The organism is Chloroflexota bacterium (assembly GCA_020161265.1).
Taxonomy (GTDB): Bacteria; Chloroflexota; Chloroflexia; order Chloroflexales; family Herpetosiphonaceae; genus Herpetosiphon.
Genome location: JAIUOC010000001.1, coordinates 294556 through 316149, shown reverse-complemented (window position 1 = coordinate 316149; position 21594 = coordinate 294556). Strand labels below are relative to the sequence as shown.

Annotated in this window: 7 protein-coding genes; 4 read left to right on the top strand and 3 right to left on the bottom strand. The window is 50.0% G+C overall.

Features of this window, described 5'->3' with window-relative positions; genetic code table 11:
• Positions 1-34: 34 nt before the first annotated feature.
• Positions 35-2872 (bottom strand): CHAT domain-containing protein, encoded by a 2838-nt coding sequence (locus LCH85_01160; GenBank protein ID MCA0350578.1) that lies wholly within the window; start codon positions 2870-2872, stop codon positions 35-37.
• 216 nt (positions 2873-3088) lie between these two features.
• Between LCH85_01160 and LCH85_01155 the strand changes: the two genes are divergently transcribed.
• From LCH85_01155 to LCH85_01145, 3 genes are all read left to right on the top strand, one after another.
• Positions 3089-3829, top strand: coding sequence for a sigma-70 family RNA polymerase sigma factor (locus tag LCH85_01155; protein MCA0350577.1), 741 nt, complete (start codon positions 3089-3091; stop codon positions 3827-3829).
• Positions 3830-4117: 288 nt separating this feature from the next.
• Complete coding sequence (locus tag LCH85_01150; protein MCA0350576.1) at positions 4118-4693, top strand: hypothetical protein; 576 nt, start codon at positions 4118-4120, stop codon at positions 4691-4693.
• Positions 4694-4903: 210 nt separating this feature from the next.
• On the top strand, positions 4904-17290 hold the full coding sequence (locus LCH85_01145; protein MCA0350575.1) for an amino acid adenylation domain-containing protein: 12387 nt from the start codon (positions 4904-4906) through the stop codon (positions 17288-17290).
• Positions 17291-17421: 131 nt separating this feature from the next.
• On the opposite strand, the gene LCH85_01140 is transcribed toward LCH85_01145, so the two are convergent.
• Positions 17422-18030, bottom strand: coding sequence for a hypothetical protein (locus tag LCH85_01140; GenBank protein ID MCA0350574.1), 609 nt, complete (start codon positions 18028-18030; stop codon positions 17422-17424).
• Positions 18031-18450: 420 nt separating this feature from the next.
• On the opposite strand from LCH85_01140, the gene LCH85_01135 reads away from it, so the two are divergent.
• Positions 18451-19827 (top strand): caspase family protein, encoded by a 1377-nt coding sequence (locus tag LCH85_01135; protein ID MCA0350573.1) that lies wholly within the window; start codon positions 18451-18453, stop codon positions 19825-19827.
• 36 nt (positions 19828-19863) lie between these two features.
• On the opposite strand, the gene LCH85_01130 is transcribed toward LCH85_01135, so the two are convergent.
• Positions 19864-21480 carry a PAS domain S-box protein gene (locus tag LCH85_01130; GenBank protein MCA0350572.1) on the bottom strand — a complete coding sequence of 539 codons (1617 nt, stop codon included), beginning with the start codon at positions 21478-21480 and terminating at the stop codon, positions 19864-19866.
• Between the last annotated feature and the right edge of the window lie 114 nt (positions 21481-21594).

The window sequence follows — 21594 nt, the reverse complement described above, 5'->3', positions numbered from 1 at the left end:
CATAATTCAATCGAACGCGGCTAAACTCTCTTGCTTAGTCGCGTTCTGCAGCATAATATTGACTGGTAAACACTAATCCGCCCCAATCCAAAACGAGGTCTTCCCGTTGGATGGCTTGGCGGTGAGCTAAAGCTAGGGCAAGCGCTGGGTCGTCTCCTTTTCTAAGCGTCGTATGGATGGTATTTAAAAGGGTGCTGAGGCTGCCATCACGGCTCGGCCATAGATTGGCAAGCACGCCGCGAGCACCTGCTACAATCCAAGCCCATGCCAAACTTAAGTTTTCTTCACCTGGAAGTAGCTCGGCCACAGCTCCATCGCAGGTCGATAGCAAAACTAAGGCATGGGCTACGTTTAAATGGATAATCTCGCTGAGCCATAACTCGCCATCAGCAAAGGCAATATGACCAATCAGCCCATGAATCGGTCGCATACTCGCATGGGTTGCAAGATGGATAATCGCATAGTCAGATTCTTTCGTCATCGCTTTGATGCTAGCAAGCTGGCATTGCGGCTGGAGATCAAGCGTGTAGTCGGCAGGATAATCAGTCGCAATCGTATGCAGCTCGGCAGCTACATGCGGAAGGTTTGGATAGGGATGATTAAAGGTGCTACAACCACCTAGAAAAATACGCTTGGAGCTAGCCACGGTTGGGCTTGAGGTAAATAACGTCAGGCTTGGAACAACTTGCAAAATTGCCACCTCACACAACCACTTATCAGCAATCCGCAAGGCAGGCCACGGCAATTGATGTAAAACACCACTTGGCACAAGATACAAACGATAATCAGCGTGGAGTTGCTGCTGCACCCGCTTGGGAATGAGTAATGATCCCAACATTGTTTGCAGCGACCATAATAGTTCATCGCGATCAGGCGCTAAACGCCCATCACGATAGGCAAAATTACGGGATTGTGGATCACACGCCAACCGCAGCAATTGCTCAACTTCCTTGGTAATGGCGATATATTCATAAAAAATCGATTGTTGATCAATTCCGATAATTAAAAGATTATGCTCAATCCAGCAATAGGATAAAATTGTCCAATGTGAGCCGTAGCTACGTTGAAGATTGGCTTGGATGGTTCTGATCTCAAGCTGTTGGTCAGGCAATTGGGGTGGCAACTGTTGATGGCGAAGTTGCCCAAGCATCCGAACATAGTCGGCTAGTTGCGCTTGTAATTGGGCTTTGAGCGCCGCATTATGGCGTTGCGTTTGCACTAAACGGCTGATTTCACGGATTGATTGCAGGAGTTGGGTTTGTTCAAAGCCTTGGGCGATCGTTGGCAATTGATGCAGTAAAAGGCGTTGAATCGTTAATGCTCGTTGCTGCTCAGCCAACAGCAGCATACTTGTGACATTGTTCAGGCCCAAAGCACATGCAAATGCATCAAGATACAATTGTTTGGCTCGCGTAAACAGCGAACTGCTAAGATGCTCACTCGCAAGTTGGCGACGCAGCGTAAAGATACATTGACTAGCCGCCTCATAATAGCTCAGCGCTTGGGTTGGTTGGTGCTGTAATTCAGCCAAGCGGGCTAAGCCATACAAAGCTCGCCATTGATGGATTGGTTGCGATGCAAATTGATCAACTAATTCTTCGAGTAATCGTTGATCAAGTGCTTGGCCATTGTGATGCTGTAATCCAATCCAGGTATGTTCTAAGCGGCATTCCGCAGCGCGAGTATATTCACCATTTTGTAAAAACTGATCATGGGCCAAATAAAGCGTTTCCATGGCCAAATCAATCGCCGCTTCCTGATAGAAAATATCAGCTTTAATCCGCGAGGCACTACCCTTAAACAATTGGTGCTCAGCAGCTAGGGGAGCTTTTTCATAGAATTGTATATAATAATGTGCTAGGGATGGATCGCGCTTGAGAATCGCAATGCTAGCTAGGTTTAAATATAACATTAACATCCGGCCTTGAGCCGATTTCTCAGTAAAAATCGCCAACGCCAGCATATAATGAGCCTGAGCAGCATCCCAATGGCCAATTTGTTGATAAATTGCGCCCAACGTTCCTTCGCAACTCCCAACATCAATCGTTCGACCAACGTGGTTAAACAATTCACGGGCTTGTTGGCAGCGAGCCAATGCCCCAGCGTAATCGCCGCGCAATTGCAAAAGGGCACTTTGATTGAGCTTCACGAAGGCTTGCTGTAATGGCAAATCATGGGCTTGAAATTCAACCGCCGCTTGATCCAGCAACGTTTGAGCCTCGTCCAATTGCTCAGATGCGATCAAGGCCCAAGCCTGTTCAACTTGACATTTAGCAATTTCAAGCGGATTAGCATCATGCGCAAACCAAGCAATTGCTGCTTGCAAAAGCGAAATTGTCCGAAGATATTCGCCTTTCGCCACCAGCGCCGCCCCAAGCACGCGCTGGAGTTTCGCCGCATCACTCCGATCGTGAGGATTATCCAAGTATGGCAGCCATCGATCGACAATTTGCTGAACTGCCTGAGGGTCGCGTTTACTATGCCAAGCTCTAGCCAAATAGATTGCAGTCCGCGCAGCTTCAGTCATCTCGTTAAGCTTTTGATATTGCTCGATCAAGCGTGTCCAAGCTTCGATCTCCGTCGAACTATCAGCTAATGATCGTTGGAGCAGCAGTGCGCGAAGCGTATGGAGTTGCCATAGTTGCGGCAACTCCGCTTGTTGCGCTAGCTCATGGGCAGCTTCCAACCACTCGACCGACTCGCTGATTCGCTCCCAAGCCAACAAGGTTGAACCCAAGAGGAAGGCCTTCCAGAATGGTTCAGCACCATCCTGATCAAATAGCTGAGCCTGAATTACTGCTGCCCGAGGATTGCGTTCCATGGTTTTTAGAATGGCATAAGCTTGCTCAGGAATCGTAAAAACAGAGGGCATCGCCAATCCTTTCCTTGGAATTGTTAGGCATTTCAGGATTATTAGCTTGCTAATAATCGTCATTTATGTTATTGATTAGCGTATCAGATGCAGATGGAGTGGATTCTAGCATATTTTACTGAATGTTTAAAGCGCTTGATTGGTATGCTATGCCAATATTAGCTCTATTACTAAGCGACTAATTCGCTGATAAATTTGGTATTTTAAGGAATAACCATGGCAGCTCACCAAGCGACGATTGATGTTGTAGCAGCGTTTGGAGCGGCGCAAGGCTGGCAATTAAGCCCACAACAATGCTTCGAGTATGCTGTGACACTTGAACAGAGTGAAGCCACAACGCCTGAGGAACAGGCGCTCGTTTTGAGCTATATTCATACCGAAAAGCATCTGGTGCAGGCACTCCAAGATAGCAACCACCCTGATCATGCAGCTGCGCTGGGCGAAGTGCAGGCCCAATGTCTGCACACAATTCGGCTTTATAGCTACCACTGGAAAAAAGATAGTGCCTTAGATGAAGAAGATATTTGTCAATTAGCCTTGCTAAGAACCCTCGAGAAAATTAAACTTTTCAAGTATCGTTCAGCCTTCCGCACATGGATTACGCGAATTGTCATTAATGAGTCGTTACAGTTACATCGCCGCCAAAATACTCAATCCCGGGCCGCTGAGCAAGAGTCAATTGAATTGCATGGTGGATTACAGAGCCAGCAAGAATCAGTGATTGATGTTGCGATCAATAATGTTGAACGTATTGAATTTGAAGCGATCCTACGCCAACAAACTGATCAACGCTTACTGACGGTTTTTGCAATGTATGTTGATCAAGATGCAACCTTGAAGCAAATTGGCGACTATCTACATCTCAAGCCGAGCCGAGTGCATAGCTTACTGAAGCTTGTCCGAGATTTATTTCGGGGTTTTCGCGCTAATCCTGATCACAATCCACCACAGACCTGAAAAAAATTTTAGTTAACGTATCTAGATCATCAGACGCGCTATGCTTCTGAATGATGAAAAATCTAGTTGATTGAGTATGCTATGAACCAACCATTATGTGCTTGTAGCGATGTACAACATTGGCTGCAAACCAATCTCACAACAATCACCTTGGCAGAAGCCTATCAAGCCTTTAATCGGCATCTTTGTGAGTGCCCAATTTGCCGAGCAGTACTCTATGAGTCCATCCGCCTAGAGTGGTTAGCTGATCACATCCCATCGTCGGATTGCGAACAATGTCAGGATCTTATGGCAGATTTTGTTACTTTAGAGCGGCATAATCCGCTTAAAGCATTGCAACGCTATCCCAGTGTTTGGCTGCATTTGTGGTTCTGTCCTGAATGTTTAGAAACCTATACTGAATTTGTTGACTTGCTCGATCACGAACCTTCACTACTTATGTCAACCCGTTGGATTGGCCCAAGTGTCGCCGTCTCGCTCAAACCGCCAATTATCGAGCGCTTTAAACCATTGCTGACCATCCTGCGTCCAGCGCTAAGCGGCTTGCCAACCCCGCTTGAACTGAGCGGAGCATTTCGTAACAGCGGGGCTATGGGCTATTTAATTCGTCCATTTGGCGCTTATACTATCCCATCATTCTCAGGCGAGATCCATGCCTTTGCTGAAACTGATGGCACTTGGACGCTTGAGGTAAGCATTGAGCCAGTGCAGCCTGGCTCGTTGAAAGCCCAAATTGGAAGCTATAGTCAGGTTTGCCCAATTCCGGCGGAAGGGCCAGCCGTATTTGTTGCCATTCCGCAAGATCAGTTAATGTCGCCAGACACTGATCTCAGGCTCTCGATCGAACTTGCCGATTTGCCCTAAAGCTCATCCAGCTGGCCTAACCCAATAAACTTCAAACATAGGGTTAGGCCTATTTAACATGCTTACGGCGAGTCAGCTCACAACCCCAATCCAAGCTTATGGTATTCTCTGTGCTAAGAGTCCTTCTTGCTGCCTGCGCTGACGCTGATCCTCTTGATTCTCGGCGGTTAGCCGCAGCGTTGCTTGCTAGCTAGGCTTGGAGAATGCCACATGACAGCTGACTTATTGTCTCGCCCCGAGGTTAATACCCTGCCCGATCTGCTCCGAGCCGCAGCAGAAGCCAATCCCAATCAAGTAATTATCCATATCGCCGCCGCAGGACACGAACGGGTTGTCTGTTATCGCGACCTGTATACCAACGCTCAGCAGATGGCTACCATGCTCAGCAGCAGTGGCCTGGCTCCAGGTCAAGTAATACTTATTGCGGTTGAGGCCAGCGATGATTTCCTAACCAGCTTTTGGGGGGCAATCATGGCGGGGCTTATTCCAGCACCTTTAGCCGCCGAACCAGAACGTATTTTGGCGATCTGGACAACCCTAGACCATCCAGCCTTACTGATTAATCCAAGCCTTGGTGAGCGACTTGTAGCGCTAGCTGCCCATCCGCTCACAGTAGCGCCACTACAGCGCATAGCTGGATTATCGACACTACCAGATATTCAGCTTTTCAATTCTGTTTCACAGACTACTATATATCACAATAACCAAGTGTCCATTGAGACTTGGCATCCTCAAGCAAATGCGATTGCCTATCTTCAGTTTTCATCGGGAAGTACGGGTAATCCACGAGGTATCGAATTAACCCATGCAGCATTGCTTGCCAACCTGCGCCAGATGCGGGCCGCCTGTGCGATGAATGACCAAGATAGTACGGTAACTTGGATGCCCTACTATCACGATATGGGCTTGATTACAACCCATCTCTTGCCACTTGCCGTCGGCATCAAGCAGGTAAAAATCGCTGAATTTTATTTTGCCCGCCGACCGTTGATCTGGCTAGAACTCGCTGATCGCCATCGGGCAACGTTGCTCACAGCAGCACCCTTCGCGCTGGAGTTAGTCGCTCGACGCGTACCAGCAGAGCGGATTGCAGCACTTGATCTCAGCTGTGTGCGGGCACTGGTGGTTGGCGCCGAACCGATTATTCCAGCAACCTGTCGGGCTTTTCTTGAACACCTTGCCCCAGCCGGCCTAGCCCCTCAAGCGCTACTACCAGTCTATGGGCTGGCCGAGGCATGCGTTGGCGTTACGCTCTCGCCGCTTGGCACTGGCATGCATACCTATCTGCTTGATCGCCAGCTGTTGGTACACGAGGGCAGAGCTGTTATGGTCGATCACGCTCAACAGGATCTATCGCAACCTGCAAGCCCCAAGGCTGAGCCGCCCCTCGAAATCGTAGATGTAGGCCGAGTGTTGCCAAATTGCTCGCTACGGATTGTTGATGATCGTGATGATGTATTGGCTGATGGCTATATTGGACAGATTCAGGTGGCTGGGCCGCAATTGATGCGTGGCTATCATCGAGCAACTGACCCAACCGCTGCATTTGCCGATGGCTGGCTACGCACTGGTGATCTAGGCTTTTTGCTGCATGGTCGGTTGGTCATTACTGGCCGAGCCAAAGAAATCATCATCGTCAATGGTCAAAAATATCATGCTCCCGACCTTGAAGATCGCATTCGCAGCATTGATGGCTTGCAACATAGTCGGTTGGCGGTTTGCGGTGCAACTCGGATTGGCGGTGCTGCGGAGCGGGTTGTGGTCTTCCTTGCACTGCCGCGAGCAATCCAACGCCACAATCAAAATATTTGGCAAGCAGCGCTTCCGCTACTCAACGAAATCAGTCGCTGCCTACGCCGTGCAACCAATACCAGTGCAATCGAAATTGTGCCGTTGGCGACCAAGCAATTTCCTCGCACGACCAGCGGAAAAATACGGCGCAGCCAGCTACGAGCACGCTATGAGGCGGGCGAATTTGATAGCCTGATTAACGCAGTTCATGCTGATTTAGCAAAACTGCATCTAATCCCTGCTACGCTCGTTCCCGCCAACCTCGAACAAACGATTATTCAGCTTTGCGCTCAAACCCTTGGAATTGATCCAAACATCATTGGTTGGCAAACATCAATTTTTGAGCTTGGCGCGACCTCGTTACAATTGATGGATCTTTTGGCGCTGATTGGTGATCAATTTCAGGTTGAGCCTGATCCTGCGGTATTGCGAGCCTATGAAACCCCAGCAAAACTGGCCAACTGGCTACGACTTCAAGCCCAAAAAGTGCCTGAAATACAGCCTCGATCAATCAGCAAAAACCCTTTGCCAGCAGCAACAGAGCCAATTGCAGTTATTGGCATGGCCTGTCGTTTGCCCGATGCTGAAACCCCTGAAGAGTTTTGGGCCAACCTCATTGCTGGGGTCGATAGCATTCGCCCGCTACCAGCCGCGCGGCACAACGCGCTGCAATCAGAACTCGTTTGGGGCAGCAGTATCGCCGATATAGATTGCTTCGATTCGGCGTTCTTCAAGATTAGCCCAGCTGAAGCGGCAGTCATCGACCCACAACAGCGGATTTTGTTGGAATTAGCGTATCAAGCCTTAGAGCACGCAGGCTATGCAGGTAGCCGAAGGCTCGGCAGGCGGGTTGGCGTGTTTATTGGAGTCGGAGAATCGATATATCAGCAGTTGCTAATCCCCCTGATTGATAGTGGCTCACCATTACATCCCGCAACCGTTACCGGAACAATGCGCAATCTGATTGCTGGACGCATCGCCCATTGCCTTGATCTCAACGGGCCAGCAATTGCGATTGATACAGCCTGTTCATCAAGTTTAGTGGCGTTACATCTGGCCCGAACAAGTTTATTAGCTGGTGATTGCGATATGGCGATCGTCGGCGGGATTAATCTCAATCTAAATAATACGGCGCACCAGCTGCTGGGGCTGGCTGGGGCATTATCGCCAAGCGGGCGTTGTCGGGCTTTTGATGCTGAGGCTGATGGCATTGTGCTAGGCGAGGGTGCAGGAATCATCATCTTGGAACGCCAAGCAATTGCCCAACAGCATAGCGACCCAATCTTGGCCTTGATCCGTGGTTCAGCGATTAATAATGATGGCCATGGCCTCAGTCCTATGGCTCCCAACCCAGTGCGCCAAGCCGAGGTACTTGAGCAGGCCTATCATAACGCGGGGATCGAGCCAGCAAGTGTCTCGTATATTGAAGCTCATGGTACTGGAACGGCAATTGGTGATCCGATCGAGGCTCGCTCATTAGCCCAAATCTTCCCTCTCCCACCTGCAGGCGAAGCGCGTCTGATTGGTTCGGTCAAAACCAATATTGGTCATTTGCTGAATGCAGCGGGCATTCCGTCGTTAATCAAAGTGATTTTAATGCTACAACATGGCCAAATTCCACCATCACTCCATTACACAACGCCCAATCAGCGCATTGCGCTAGCAGCAAGTGGTTTGGCAATTAATAGCACATTAACGAAATGGCACGGGCCGCAACCGCTACGAGCGGGCATTAATAGTTTTGGATTTGGCGGAACGAATGCCCATGTTATTCTTGAAGCTGCGCCAAATGCTAACCAGTCACAAGCAATCAGCACGAAGCATTCATTCCAGCTATTAGCGCTTTCAGCCCGAACCCAAACTGCCTTAGGCCAGCTTGCTCAAGCATTAGCCAAACGTCTGCACAGCGATCAGAGCCTCAGTCTGGCAGATGTTTGTTTCAGCATGGCCGAACGCGAGATGTTTGAACAACGCGCAACAATCCTGATTGATCCAACCAAGGAGCCGCGCACCGAGCTGATCTCAGCCTTAGAGCAGCTCGCCACAAATCAGCCTAACCCCGCAGTCACCCAAACATCGACGAGCGGTCACCACGGTAAAATAGCCTTGCTTTTTGCTGGGCAAGGCGCTCAGTATCCCCAACAAGGCGCAGCGCTTTATCAAGAGCAAACAATTTTTAAAACAACTCTCGACGCAGCATCAGTCCAGTTAGGGCTGATTAATGGTCGAACGCTCCTTGAGTGGTGTTTTGATTCTGATGTCGATAGCGCCATGTTAGCCGATACTGCGATTACGCAACCGCTGTTGGTTGCATTTGAAGTAGCCCTAGCGCGACTGGTGATCAGTTGGGGGCTTGCTCCGGATGCTGTGGTTGGGCATAGTGTTGGTGAGCTAGCAGCGGCATGTATTGCCGGAAGCCTCAGCTTTGAAGCGGTTTTAGAGCTTGCGCGGGCGCGTGGCCAGCTCATGGCAACCCATGCTGAGCCAGGCATGATGGCAGCGGTTTTTGCCCCAGCAGCGGTGGTACAGGCGGTTGTTGCCCCGATGGCAGCCGATTTGAGCATCGCTGCTTTCAATACCCCCAACCAAGTGGTGATTGCCGGAAAAACTCATACGGTTACGCAGGCCTTGCAACGCTTGGAATACGATGGCTATACAGCGATCAGCATCAACCAACAGATGGCCTATCACTCGCCATTAATCCAAGCCGCTGCCCAACCAATCGCCGCAGCAGCGGCAGCGTTCGCCCCAAATCCGCCAAGCATCCCGATGCTGAGCAGCGTCAACGTCGATTGGCTCGGTGGTGCTACAACGCTCGACGGAACATATTGGGCAAACCAAGCAATTCAGCCAGTCCAGTTTGCGCCTGCAATCGAACGATTAATTAATGAAGGTTTTACCACGTTTATTGAAATTGGCCCGGGCAGCACGCTAGCGGCCTTTGCACGCCAAACTTTGGGCCAACGCACAGGGCATGTCGAGGCACTACTACGCAGAGGCGAAAATGATCATGCTAGCATTCGAACGGCCCTCAGTCGCTTGTGGGTCAAAGGAATTGATCTCGATATGGCGGCAATCGTCGCCAGTTTGGCTGGTGGCCGACGGGTCGCGCTCCCAGCCTATCCATTCGCCCGTGAACGACACTGGCTGCCAACGCTAGCAACAAACCCACAACCTAGCGCCATGAGCTTGCATCCAAAGCCGGCCCAAATTGCCTTATACAATAATCAGCAAATCGCCGCCGTAACCCTCAATCCGACACCAAGCGGCTATAGTTTGCAGCTCAAAGCCACCGATGGCCAGATTTTGCTCAAATTGGATGATCTCCAATCCGAGCAGACTACACCGCCGCCAGTACCCTCAACCCAGAGCTTGCTCCATGCGATCGTCTGGAATGAGGTAGCACTACCAAGCCAAACAACTACGATCAATACCTGGCTGATTATTAGTCCGATGGCACAGGAACTTGCCACAAAGCTTGCCAGCGCAATCAATGCGCTTGGGCAGCAATGCATGATTATAAACAATGATTCGTTAGCAAGCGAACAACCAACATTTGCAGACCAGCCGTATGGCGTGATTTTCTTAGCAGATTGTGGCCCCTTGCCAACAATTACTCATGCCGATCAACTTGATCAGGGAGTTTTACAACTCTTACAAGCAACCCAAGCAATGCTGACATGGCCCGAGCAACCAGCAGGCTTATGGGTGGTTACAGCTGGTGCATACACTCCAAGTACTGATGAAGATGTTGCGGCTGAACGAGCACTGGTTGCTGGGCTGGGCGCGGCAATCCCTGATCAGAATCCTGGATTTCCGTGTGTGGTGATTGATCTGCCTTGGGCTGATACTGCTGTGGAGCAAACCAAAACGCTAGTTCAAGAACTTGGCGTGCAGCCAATCAGCGGAGTATTTGCTTGGCGCGACGGCAAGCGATTAAGCCGTAGCATCGCGCCACTTCCGGCAGGGCTACCATCGCACAACCTGTTAACACCAGCTGAGCCAGTAGGCCGCGTCATCGTGATTGTTGGCGGGGCGGGTGGGGTTGGAGCACTGCTGGCGCGGCATCTCGCCACTCACAACCGCCCAAAGCTGATCCTGCTTGGTCGTTCAGCGATTAATCCGCAACGAGCTGGATTACTGGCCGAACTTGAAGCACTTGGAGCAGAGGCAGACTATCATCAGGTTGATATTTGTGATGCGCAGCAAGTTGAAGCCTTGATTGCTAAGCTAACCACCAATGCCAGAATTTTCGGGATTATCCATGCTGCCGCAACCATTGACGTTGGCTCGCTCTCGGCCAAGCAGCCTGAGCAATTTACCGCCGTCCTTGCCCCAAAAGTTAAAGGAACCTGGCTACTAGCCCGAACCCTTGAACGATATGGTCAGCAACCAGCATTTTTTATCACCTGCTCATCGATTGCAGCGGTGATCGCGGGGATTGGCGGAGGGATCGCCGATTATGTGGCAGCGAATGCCTTCCTTGATGCGTTTGCTACGAGCGAACGATGGGCCGGACGCACAATGCTCGCCTTAAATTGGGCGGCATGGGATGGGATCGGCTTGGCCGCAATGCCCTTGGTAACAAATCGACTTCAGCAGCGTGGCTTGCCTCCGTTGCAACCAAACCATGCATTGCAAGCATTTGAGCAAGCGCTAAACAGCCAGCATAGCCAATTGGTGGTCTTGGCTCCGCATAGCAACGCGCCAGCGACCGAACTTCGCACAAGCCTCCCAGCAGCCTCGATTGAGCAACCCAGTTTAACCAAGTTGCCAAACATTTCCAGCCCAATTGCCCAACAGCTTCAATCCTTAATTGGCAAAGCTCTGCGGATCGATCCGGCTAGTATTTCGCCCGATGCTTCATTTCTATCACTTGGGCTTGATTCGCTGCAAGCAGTTGATCTGGTAAAACAGCTTGAACAATCTAGCGGTAGAGTCTTACCACTGACCTTATTTTTCGAATTCCAAACTATTCGAGCCTTGGCCGAGCATCTCGACACAACCGACTGGCCGCAAACAGCAAGCGCCCCAACCGCAGCAACAACAGGCGCAAGTACTGAGAATTCGTTTGCGCTTGCACCATCACAACTAGCCTTCTACCTTGGCAACCAACTCTACCCTGAAATGCCAACCTTCAGCTTTGTGCGCCAAGATATTGCAGGGCCGCTTGATCAAACAGCCTTGCAAGCAGCTCTGGGCTATTTGGTAGAACGTCATTCGCTGCTGCGCTGCCAATTCGAGCCAATCGATCAACAGCAAACAACGCCACGCCAGCAGATCATCCCAGCTGATCAACTACCAATAGCTCTGTGGTTTGAGCAACACGAAGCATCAACTGATTTGGAGTCGTTGGAAGCTGGATTGATCAATTATGCCTTTGATCTGCATCAAGCGCCACTCTTTCGGGTTGTGCTCTATCGTCAAACTGAAAACTGTTGGGTACTTTTTTGGCTGCTCCACCATAGCATCGCCGATGGCTGGAGTATGCAGATTTTGCTGACTGAGCTGTGGCAGGTGTATACCCAACAAACCCAAGGGCAACCAGCCAAACTACAAGCCATTGCATGTCAATTTAATCAGTATGTAAGCCAAACATTGCACAACAACACCAGTGCACAGGCTGATCATGATCGGGCTTGGTGGAAAACCCAGATTCAACACCATCGCGCCGCCCTTGCCTGGACGCTCCCTGATGATCGTATCGAGGCAAAACCCAGCCAACCAGTGATCAGCAGTATTCGCCAACAGGTTGATCGTGAAACCAGTATTGGGCTGCGCCACTATGCAGCGGCACTTGGGGTATCACTGTTTCATCTTTTATTAGCAACCTATGCCCGTCAACTGGCAAACTGGAGCCAAGCAAACGCCATGAGCATCAATGTTGCTGAACATGGCCGCGATATCAAACTCGCGGGAATTGAAGCTATGGTTGGTTGCTGCGCCGATCAAATTCCATTGCTTTTGCAGATGGGCAGCGCGGAAACTAGCACCACCCTCGCCTCGGTTGTCCGTGATCAATGGGCAGCGATCCAACAGCATCGCACAATCTCGGCGCGTGATGTGGCAGGCTTGTTCAAGCTGCATTCGAACGAGTTGCATGCGTCAGGAGCGGCCTCGTTCAGTCTTGCTCGCTTTTCGGGAGAGCTGCCCAACGATTGCCCAATAACCATTCACGACCTAGTTGCTCGCACGGCAACCCCATCTACACGGCTCTCGTTGCTGATTTGGGAATTTAATCAGACGCTCCAATGCATGTGGACATATCAAACCAACGCATTTCAAGCCCAAACCATTGCCAACCTGGCCGATGGATATCAGCAAGAACTTACGGCGATGGTGCAGTCAATCCATGTCGATATAACGACGCTTGATGCACCAAACCCTCAGCTCAGCCCGATTGAACTCGTGCTTACTCCGCAACGTATCCTTAACCAATGTTTAGGCCAACCAGCGCAGATTGCCGTTCGAGCGGGTGGCGCATCCTTAACCTATGGAGCGCTAGCCGATGCTGCGCATCAAGTAGCCAACTGGCTTAAGCTGCATAGCACCCAGCCAAATCAATCAGTTGGGCTGTTAACCCAGCCAAGTATTGCCAGCATTGTGGGCATGGTTGGCGCTTTGTGGGCAGGAGTTGCCTGGATTGGGCTAAATCCTGATTATCCTAGCCAAAAACTTCAACATCAACTCCAACAAGCCGAAGCCCAGTTGCTCTTGTATCACGAAGATACGCGGCTGCTTGCCGAGCAACTCCAGCACAATGCAACAGCAACGTTAACGAGTAGCTGTTTAGATCGGCTCATCCAGAGTTCGCCTTTAATCCAACCAGCACAATCTAGGGTGCTACGCACAGAGGCCGATGCAACCGCCTATATTATGTTCACTTCTGGCTCGACTGGAACACCCAAGGGCGTACCGATCAGTCAACGATCGCTGGCAAGCTATCTTCAATGGCTGACTGAGACCTTCGATTATAGCCCCAATGATCGGCTCTTGCTGACGGCGGCACTCAGTTTCGATGCTGCCATTAGTCAAATTCTTGGCCCGCTGACCTCCGGCGGCACAGTGATTGTGCTTGAACCGCTGGTTATTCGTGATCCAAACGCACTGTTAGCTGCGATTGAGCAGGAGCGACCAACAATCTGGCGCTCAGTGCCCGCCTTATGGGAGCGCTTGATAAGCAGCATTGAACAGCAAATCGCCGAAGGCCAGCCAGCCCCAGCGCTAACAGAGTTGCGGTTAATTGGCGTAGGTGGCGAGGCATTGCCAGCCAGTTATGTTCGCCGATGGATGGATATCTATGGCGAACGACAGCAGATTGTCAATCATTATGGGCCAACCGAAGCAACCATCAACGCAGTTTGCTATCGGATTCCCTCGCGACCTAGCGACACGGAACTCCAGATCCCAATTGGCCAGCCGATCAGTGGGGTTATTACGCGCGTGCTCGATGCGCAGGGCCAAACTTGCCGACCACTGGAGATCGGCGAACTGTACCTTGGTGGTCTAGGCCTATCGCCAGGCTATCTAGGGCAACCCGATCTTACAGCCATTCAATTCGTTCCTGATCCGCTCGGAACTGGCGAACGGTTATATCGAACAGGCGATCTTGTGCGCGAATTGTCCGATGGAAATCTCGTCTTTATGGGCAGAGCCGATCATCAAATTAGTTTAAATGGCTATCGGATTGAACCCCTCGAAATTGAAGCAGCGCTACTAGAACATCCATCGATTACTCGCTGTGTTGTTTGGCTGGAAGCGGAAGATCAGCCCGCGCCAATGCTTGTCGTATATCTTGAGTCAAGTGCTGAACTCCCAGCAACCACAATCCTGCGCCGCTGGTTACGAAGCTTATTACCAGAGTTTATGATTCCTCAACGTTTTTATCGAGTACCACGCTTGCCAACAACCAGCTCTGGCAAAATCGACCGATCGCGTTTACAACTGCTGCCGAGGATTGAACCAACCCTGATTAACCATGGCAACCTGCCAACCACCCCAACGGAACAGCTGCTAGCCGAAATCTGGCAGAACGTGTTGCAACTGCCAGTGGTGCAGCGCGAGGATGATTTTTTTGATCTTGGTGGCGACTCATTACGTTTACTTCAGGTCTTGAGCCAGCTGAAAGGGCGGGTTTCCAACCTACCACGGGCTGCGATGCTCTATCAACAACGAACCTTAGCCGCCTGCGCTCGCATCATCGATGCCGAAGCGGCTAGCCAAAACAGCCAAATACCAAAGCCAAAGCTTGCTGCTCATAATGGAGATCAACCTAAACCAGTCAACTTTGGCCTAACGTCGATCCAAAAAGGATTTCTGTTGGCAGAAGCACTTGATCCGAGTGCGGCAACAACGTGGTGTGCCAGCCTCGTGGTAAACGGCCCATTGGAACTCAATTGTCTGAGGCAAGCATTTGAGGCACTTGTAAATCGCCATTTGATGTTGCGCGTGCGGATCGATAGTCAAGCACGGCCACCATCCCAGCGCGAAGAGCCAAACCATCGCCCACAGTTAAGTTTTGATGATTTAAGCGATGAATTGGCAGCTGGAATCGACGAGCAGCATGTGCTCACAACCTACTGGCAAGCAGCCCAAGCTCGACGCTTTAACCTTGAGCATGATCCGCTTTTGCAGATGCAAGTACTTCGGCTAAGCCCAACCCGCCATATCTGGTTGATCAGCGGCCATCATATTATTGGCGATGGCTGGAGCACATGGATTTTTGGTCAAGAACTGCTCTGGCTTTACGATAGTTTTGGGCGCGGCGAAATTGCGGCCTTACCAGTACTTCGTTCAACATTTAATGATTATGTCAATCTTTTGCAACAGCAGCCAAATCTGCTCTCAGCAAATGCGGAGTATTGGCGCAACACCTTTGCACCGCCCTATCATCGGCCCATACTTTCAGCGAGCAGGCAAGCCGCAGCCAAGTCAGCTGGTTTTTTAAAGGAGATTCGAACCTTACCTGCAAGCAGGGTTGAACAACTACGCCAAATCGCCACATCGGTAGGTTTGACCCCCTATCTTGTACTTTTGACCATCTTTGTCCAGCAACTCCGCAGGCTGAGTGGAGTTGATGATCTGGTCGTCGGCACCGCCCATGCCGGACGCGATCTTGATCTGCCTGATATCGAGCGAATCTTTGGATGCTTTGCAACGGCGCTACCGATTCGCATTTCGCATCCAAGCTACGATCGCTCATTAGTGCACGACCTATTGCAACCAGTTGCCCAGGCATTTAGGGCAGCCTATCTCCATGCATTACCGCCATCAGAAATTACACGCATTCTTGCTAGCACAACCAATCCTCAAGCAAGCGAGCTGTCGGCGATTACTGCGACTGGTGCTCAGTTTTTCTTTACCTTCTTAGATTTCGATGCACTAGGAAAATTAACTAGTCAAACTCTCACACTTGATTGGCAGGCTTCTGAAACGGAAATAAACCCGCCACTTGGCGCAACAGAAATCTTATTGGCGGTGCGGGTGGTCAATAACACCCTTCAATTCACGCTCCAAGCTGCTGCGGATACGCTAGAACAGCACAAGCTGCACGCAATGATCGAGCAGATGCTTGCCGATCTCGCGAGTCTAGCGCTAGCAACATCCCCTAGTCCAATTCGCTTTAGTTCGGCCAATCAAGCATCCGGTACCCTGCTACCGTCAACGCTTGATGCCGCATTAATCGGCTATCTGCCCTCAAGCTCAAGCCTTGCGAAAATGGTAGGGCTGCAAGGAGCTAGCACCATGGTGCGCGAACAGCTGCGCCGCTTGTTATTCCCTCAAGGTCAGCCACGTTGGGTTGAAGTGCTACAAACCCCGATTGGCGCTTCGGCCATGCTCTGTCTGCCTTGGTTTGCCGAAGAACTACACAGCGAGAATGCTCCCCAACTTGAGGCCGAAATTGCCAAAGGCATGCTGCTAGCCCAAACGCAGGGAGTGCGATGTGTCTCATTGGCAGGCATGCTCCCAGCGCTTAGCGGCTATGGATTTGGGGTTCTACGGCTGCTAGCAGGCAATAATCAAGCAACTCCGGCCTTGACTACTGGTCATGCCACAACCGTTGTCGCAGTTATCCAAACCATTGAGGCCGCGCTCAAGGCAACGGGTCGCCTGCTGGAAGGCTGCACTATGGCATTTGTTGGCCTTGGTTCAATTGGCCAAGCGGTATTGCAAGTGCTGCTCAAGACTTTGCCCCATCCTCGTTCGTTGATTTTGTGTGATACGACAGGCCATGTGCCACGCCTGAAGGCACTGGCTCAATCACTAGCTCAGGATCTAGGCTATCAAGGAACCATCAGGGTTATGGCGAGTGAGGGCAAGGTTCCTGCCGCAATCTATCAAGCCCAAGTTATTGTTGCCGCCACCAGCAGCCCAGAAATTATCGATGTTGAACGGCTCCAAGCCCGAACGATTGTCATTGATGATTCTTTTCCAGCTTGTCTTGACACAGGCGCGGCGATCCAGCGCATGCAACGCGCTGGCGATGTGCTGATCGTGGGCGGTGGTCAATTAGCATGCGGCCCCAGCCTACGCACAATTGATCTACCAATCGATAATCCAGGATTGCGCCAACGGATCATGGCCGAAGTTATTCCAGATAGCGCTGCTAGTTGTCAACTTGAGGCGCTGTTGTGGGCAGCCGATCCTAACCTGCCACTGACCCATGGCCTAGTTAGCGCCGATGCAGCATTACGCTATCGCCAAGCAGCAATCCAAGCTGGTTTTCGCTCTGCGCCATTGCATGTACAGGGCTTTCAGCCTGATCTAAAAATGCTAGCCGCATGGCACGACGAACCAGCAAAATAGGCGCGATTTAGACCATAGATGAGGATTATTCGATAAGCGGCGCTACCCAGCGCCGCTTATCCTGCAAACTGATGGTAGTAGAGTTAAAAAGGAGCGCTTATTTCAATCTAGTTTGTAGCTAGCGTATTTAATTACCCAATCAATTGTTTAATTTGCGCATCTAAAGTGATATTGTTCTGTTGCAAAATAGTTTGGGCTTCGCGTAATTTCTTACGAGCTTCAGTAATTAAGCTTAGCGCATAATGAATTTGGTCAGTGGTAGCATCATCGGCATCATGGGTGATAGTTTGTAGGGCGAGCATGAGTTGGCGCAAGGTGAAGGAAGCGGTTGTTGCGGCACTATGAGGATCATTATGCTCAGGAAGCAATCCATCTGGCTGCATCATGCACTGATTATCATCACCAGTTGTAATCAGTGATTGATCAGCATTGCCGCCGATCGCCACCCCATGATCGCGCTGATTCTGCTGAACAACTGATCCATAATAATGCTGGATGATCGTGCTAACCTTACTGCCAGGCAAGGGATCATCACTTTTAATGTTGCGCAGGGCTAATTCTTGGTTAAGGTGTTGAATCGAGGCTAGCTCGCTATTAATCTGATTGGTAAGATTAATAGGGAGCAATGCGTCACCAAATTGACTGGCTTGGGGCATCAGGATTGTTAAGTTTTTGCGATGAATCTCGCGTAAACCCAAAAGCGTGGCATCGGGCAAATAGGGGTAGGTATCAGCACTCATCATGATCTCCTCTCGATAGGCGAATATACCATTTTAAAGTCAAAACCCTCGAATTAGGCCAACGATAATTTCCTAACAAGCAAAGCATACGAACATCATTGAGTATACCATATTTTTCCTATGAAAATCACGATAGACAATTTTTATTCCTAACATTTTTCGCACGAATCCCGTTAGATTCACACGCTATTTACACTTAATTTGAGGTACAATAGGCTGGCGTACACAGCAATCAACAGTCAATTATCAACGTGTCATTCAGGGTATGAGTTTGGCGGCAAACCGGATGTATCGACATTCGAGGACTTATGCTTAGCAACAAACTCTGCCAACCCGATCCCTGCAATTTCACAAGCTGCTACAAGTTTAGAGGTTAACAATCCACTTCAACAGACGCTAACGTATTAATTTGGAGGAATTATGCAATTTGATCATGGATATGCCTTATTGATTGGGGTAGGCGCGATTAGCAAATATGCTGAATGGTCATTACCAGTGACGGTTAACGATGCCACAATCCTTAAAAGCTTGCTGATTGATCCAAATTTTTGTGGTTATCCTGATAATCAACAGCATATTCGGTTGCTCACTGATAATGCTGCAACCAAAGCTTCGATTCTCGATGGGCTTGACTGGCTGGCAACCTGTGCCTACAACGATCCAGAAGCCACGATTCTCTTTTTTTACTCTGGCCATGGCTGGGTCGATAAACAAACCGGAGCCTACTATCTTGTTCAGCATGATGTTAGCCCAATCAACCTCGCCGAGACGGCGTTATCGGCCCACGATATTACCGAAAAGTTGCGGGCAATTGATGCCCAGCGTTTATTAGCGATTTTTGATTGCTGCCATGCCCAAGGAATGGCAACCGCCAAGGGTGAGCTCGCCAAGCCTGTCGAATTACCAGCCAACCTTGAGATTGCAGCATTACCCAAAAACTTGGTCAATGATCTAAAACAGGGCCAAGGCCGCGCAGTATTTACTTCATCATTAGGCAATCAGCGATCGTGGCTGCGCGATGGCACCATGAGCCTCTATACCTACCATTTAATTGAGGCCTTGGAAGGTGCAGGCAATAAAGCGGGCGATACCACGGTGCGCATCTCAAACCTCATGAACTATCTTGGGGCTGAGGTTCCCGCCAGTGCTCATCATATGCTAGGCAAAGAACAAACACCCTTTTTTGATACTGCTAGCGAAGATTTCCCGATTGCCTTGCTGCTCGGCGGTAAAGGTCTTGGCGCAAAAGGCTGGGTCAAAGCGGAGTCACCAATGCCGTCGATTCCTAGTAGCCAAGTTAATCAATCGGCAGGCGATCATGCAATTTTAGTTGGCGGTAATGCCAATGATAATATTATCAACACAGGTAATAACAATCAATTCAAACAATCACACTATACGATGAAAGACAATCAGATTGAACACTCGGCAATTGGTGATGGCGCAAGTGTCACCAATAAAGGCAATCTAAACATCAGCGGAAGCACGGTCGGTTCGGCTGTGGGCATTAATTATGGCACGATCAGCCAAGAATCGCCAGGCAAACCTGCACCAATCACGCTCGAGGCAATCATTAAATTAGCCGAAACGATTGCCGCCCAGATGCACGATGAAGCATGTTGGGAACAACTTCAACTTATTCTTATGCAACTCAATGCCGCTCTACGGGCTGAAAATCGGGCTGACATCCATGCACGTTCGACTAAACTTCAGCTAGCATCGAGCAGCATCACAGCGCTAGCGGCCAGCCACAGCGAATGTATTACCTTAGAACAGCAGATCAAACAACTGATTTAGTCAATCGTATGCGAACCAATAGAGTAGCCCGCTCGCCTATTGCAGCGATTGGATTGCATAGCTTATGCCTTGTTGCAGGCTACTCTGGGTGCTGATTGAACGGAAATCAACCCCTAATGTAACGAGAGTTTGGGCCAACTCAGGGCGAATACCGGTGATGATCACGCGAGCACCAAGCAATTGCACACTGGTGGCAGCCCGAATCAGTAATCCAGCCACCTGAGTGTCCATCACCGGAACGCCTGTCACATCGACAATCGCAATATGAGCCTTGTGCGTATGCACGCCATCTAATAATGTTTCCATCAAGTGCTGAGCCCGCGCCGTATCAACGCTGCCAATCAATGGCATCAGCACAACAGTATCAGCAATTGGAATCAATGGGGTTGAAAGATCGCGTAAGGCTTGTTGTTGCGTTCGAATAATTTCCTCATGCAAGCGCTGTCGCTCGGCCTCAGCCTGCTTTTGATCACGAATATCGTGGGCGATCAATGAAAAAAAGCTGGGCTGTTGATCACGATCATAATGACACAAAACTTGATAATGCATTGGAAGTTGATTGCCCTGAGCTGTTTGCAAATGATAATCACCCATCCAAGAACCATGGGTTTGCGCATGGCGCAAGGTTTGGTCAATCCATGTTTGGTCGCTAGCATCGCGGTAGAGCTGCTGCAACGTTAGCGGTTCAGAGGATTGAGTTAATTCATGCTGCACAACCTGGCGAGCAGCAGGATTTAAATATTGGATCTGGCCTGCGACATCGGCAATCATTACCAGATCAGGGGTCGCGCTTAAAATAGTATCAAAGCGGGTTAAAAGGGCTTCGGCCTGTTTTTGTTGGGTAATATTCAGCAAAACACCATCCCACAGGGTTGCCCCGTTGTCCAATTTGGTGGGGCGTGAGGCACTTTGTAGCCAACGTTCTTGACCATTGATCACGACCAACCCTTCCCAATGCCAAGCAGCAAGGCTTTCGGCAGAAGCCTGCATGCCTTCATGAAAACGGCTACGGTCAGCAGGATGCATAGCTTCGGTCACAATATTCGCTTGGTGCATAATTGCTTCTGGCTCTTGACCATAGAGATCACGGCTACCCGTACTGACAAAGGGAAAGCTCACGGTCATATCAGGGTTCAGCAACAGTTGATAAACCATACCTGGGACGTTATCAATAATACGTTGTAAACGAGTTTCGTTATTTGTGCGGCCTGTTGAGGATTCGCTGGTCTTACTAAGATCACGTGAGATGCCAACCGTGCCGATAATTGCCCCATCATGGCTGCGAATGGCATGCTTGTTGGTCGCAAACAGATGAACTTCACCACTATGATGGGTGACTGGCTCGCAGGCTATCTCCAATGACTGACCAGTTTCAAACACTTGGGCATCATCACGAATATATTGTTGGGTGTAATCGGGCTGATTAAAATCGGCATCGATCACATCTTGGAGCTGCTGCTTATCCATCCCATAGTATTCGCGAAAAGCGCGATTGGCATAGCGAATGTGCGAGCCTGGGCCTTTGTATAAAATCAAATCGGGGAGGGTATCTAAAATTTGTTCGTAGATTAAGAGCTGTTCCCGCAGGCTAGCAATCGTTTGCTGAACGTCGTGAGGGGTTTGATTTCCAGCTTGATCGTGCTTTTTTGCCATTATAGGACTCCCCAAGCTATGCCTTGATCCCAACTGTGCGGATAGTATGAAAGAGCGAAAACCGAAATTCCAAGCAGCTATGGACTGAATAAACGTGATGAGGAGAAGTGCAGG

Coding starts and splice junctions, on each gene's coding strand:
- LCH85_01160 (MCA0350578.1), bottom strand. CDS start 2,872: ATGCCCTCTGTTTTTACGATTCCTGAGCAAGCTTATGCCATTCTAAAA.
- LCH85_01155 (MCA0350577.1), top strand. CDS start 3,089: ATGGCAGCTCACCAAGCGACGATTGATGTTGTAGCAGCGTTTGGAGCG.
- LCH85_01150 (MCA0350576.1), top strand. CDS start 4,118: ATGGCAGATTTTGTTACTTTAGAGCGGCATAATCCGCTTAAAGCATTG.
- LCH85_01145 (MCA0350575.1), top strand. CDS start 4,904: ATGACAGCTGACTTATTGTCTCGCCCCGAGGTTAATACCCTGCCCGAT.
- LCH85_01140 (MCA0350574.1), bottom strand. CDS start 18,030: ATGAGTGCTGATACCTACCCCTATTTGCCCGATGCCACGCTTTTGGGT.
- LCH85_01135 (MCA0350573.1), top strand. CDS start 18,451: ATGCAATTTGATCATGGATATGCCTTATTGATTGGGGTAGGCGCGATT.
- LCH85_01130 (MCA0350572.1), bottom strand. CDS start 21,480: ATGGCAAAAAAGCACGATCAAGCTGGAAATCAAACCCCTCACGACGTT.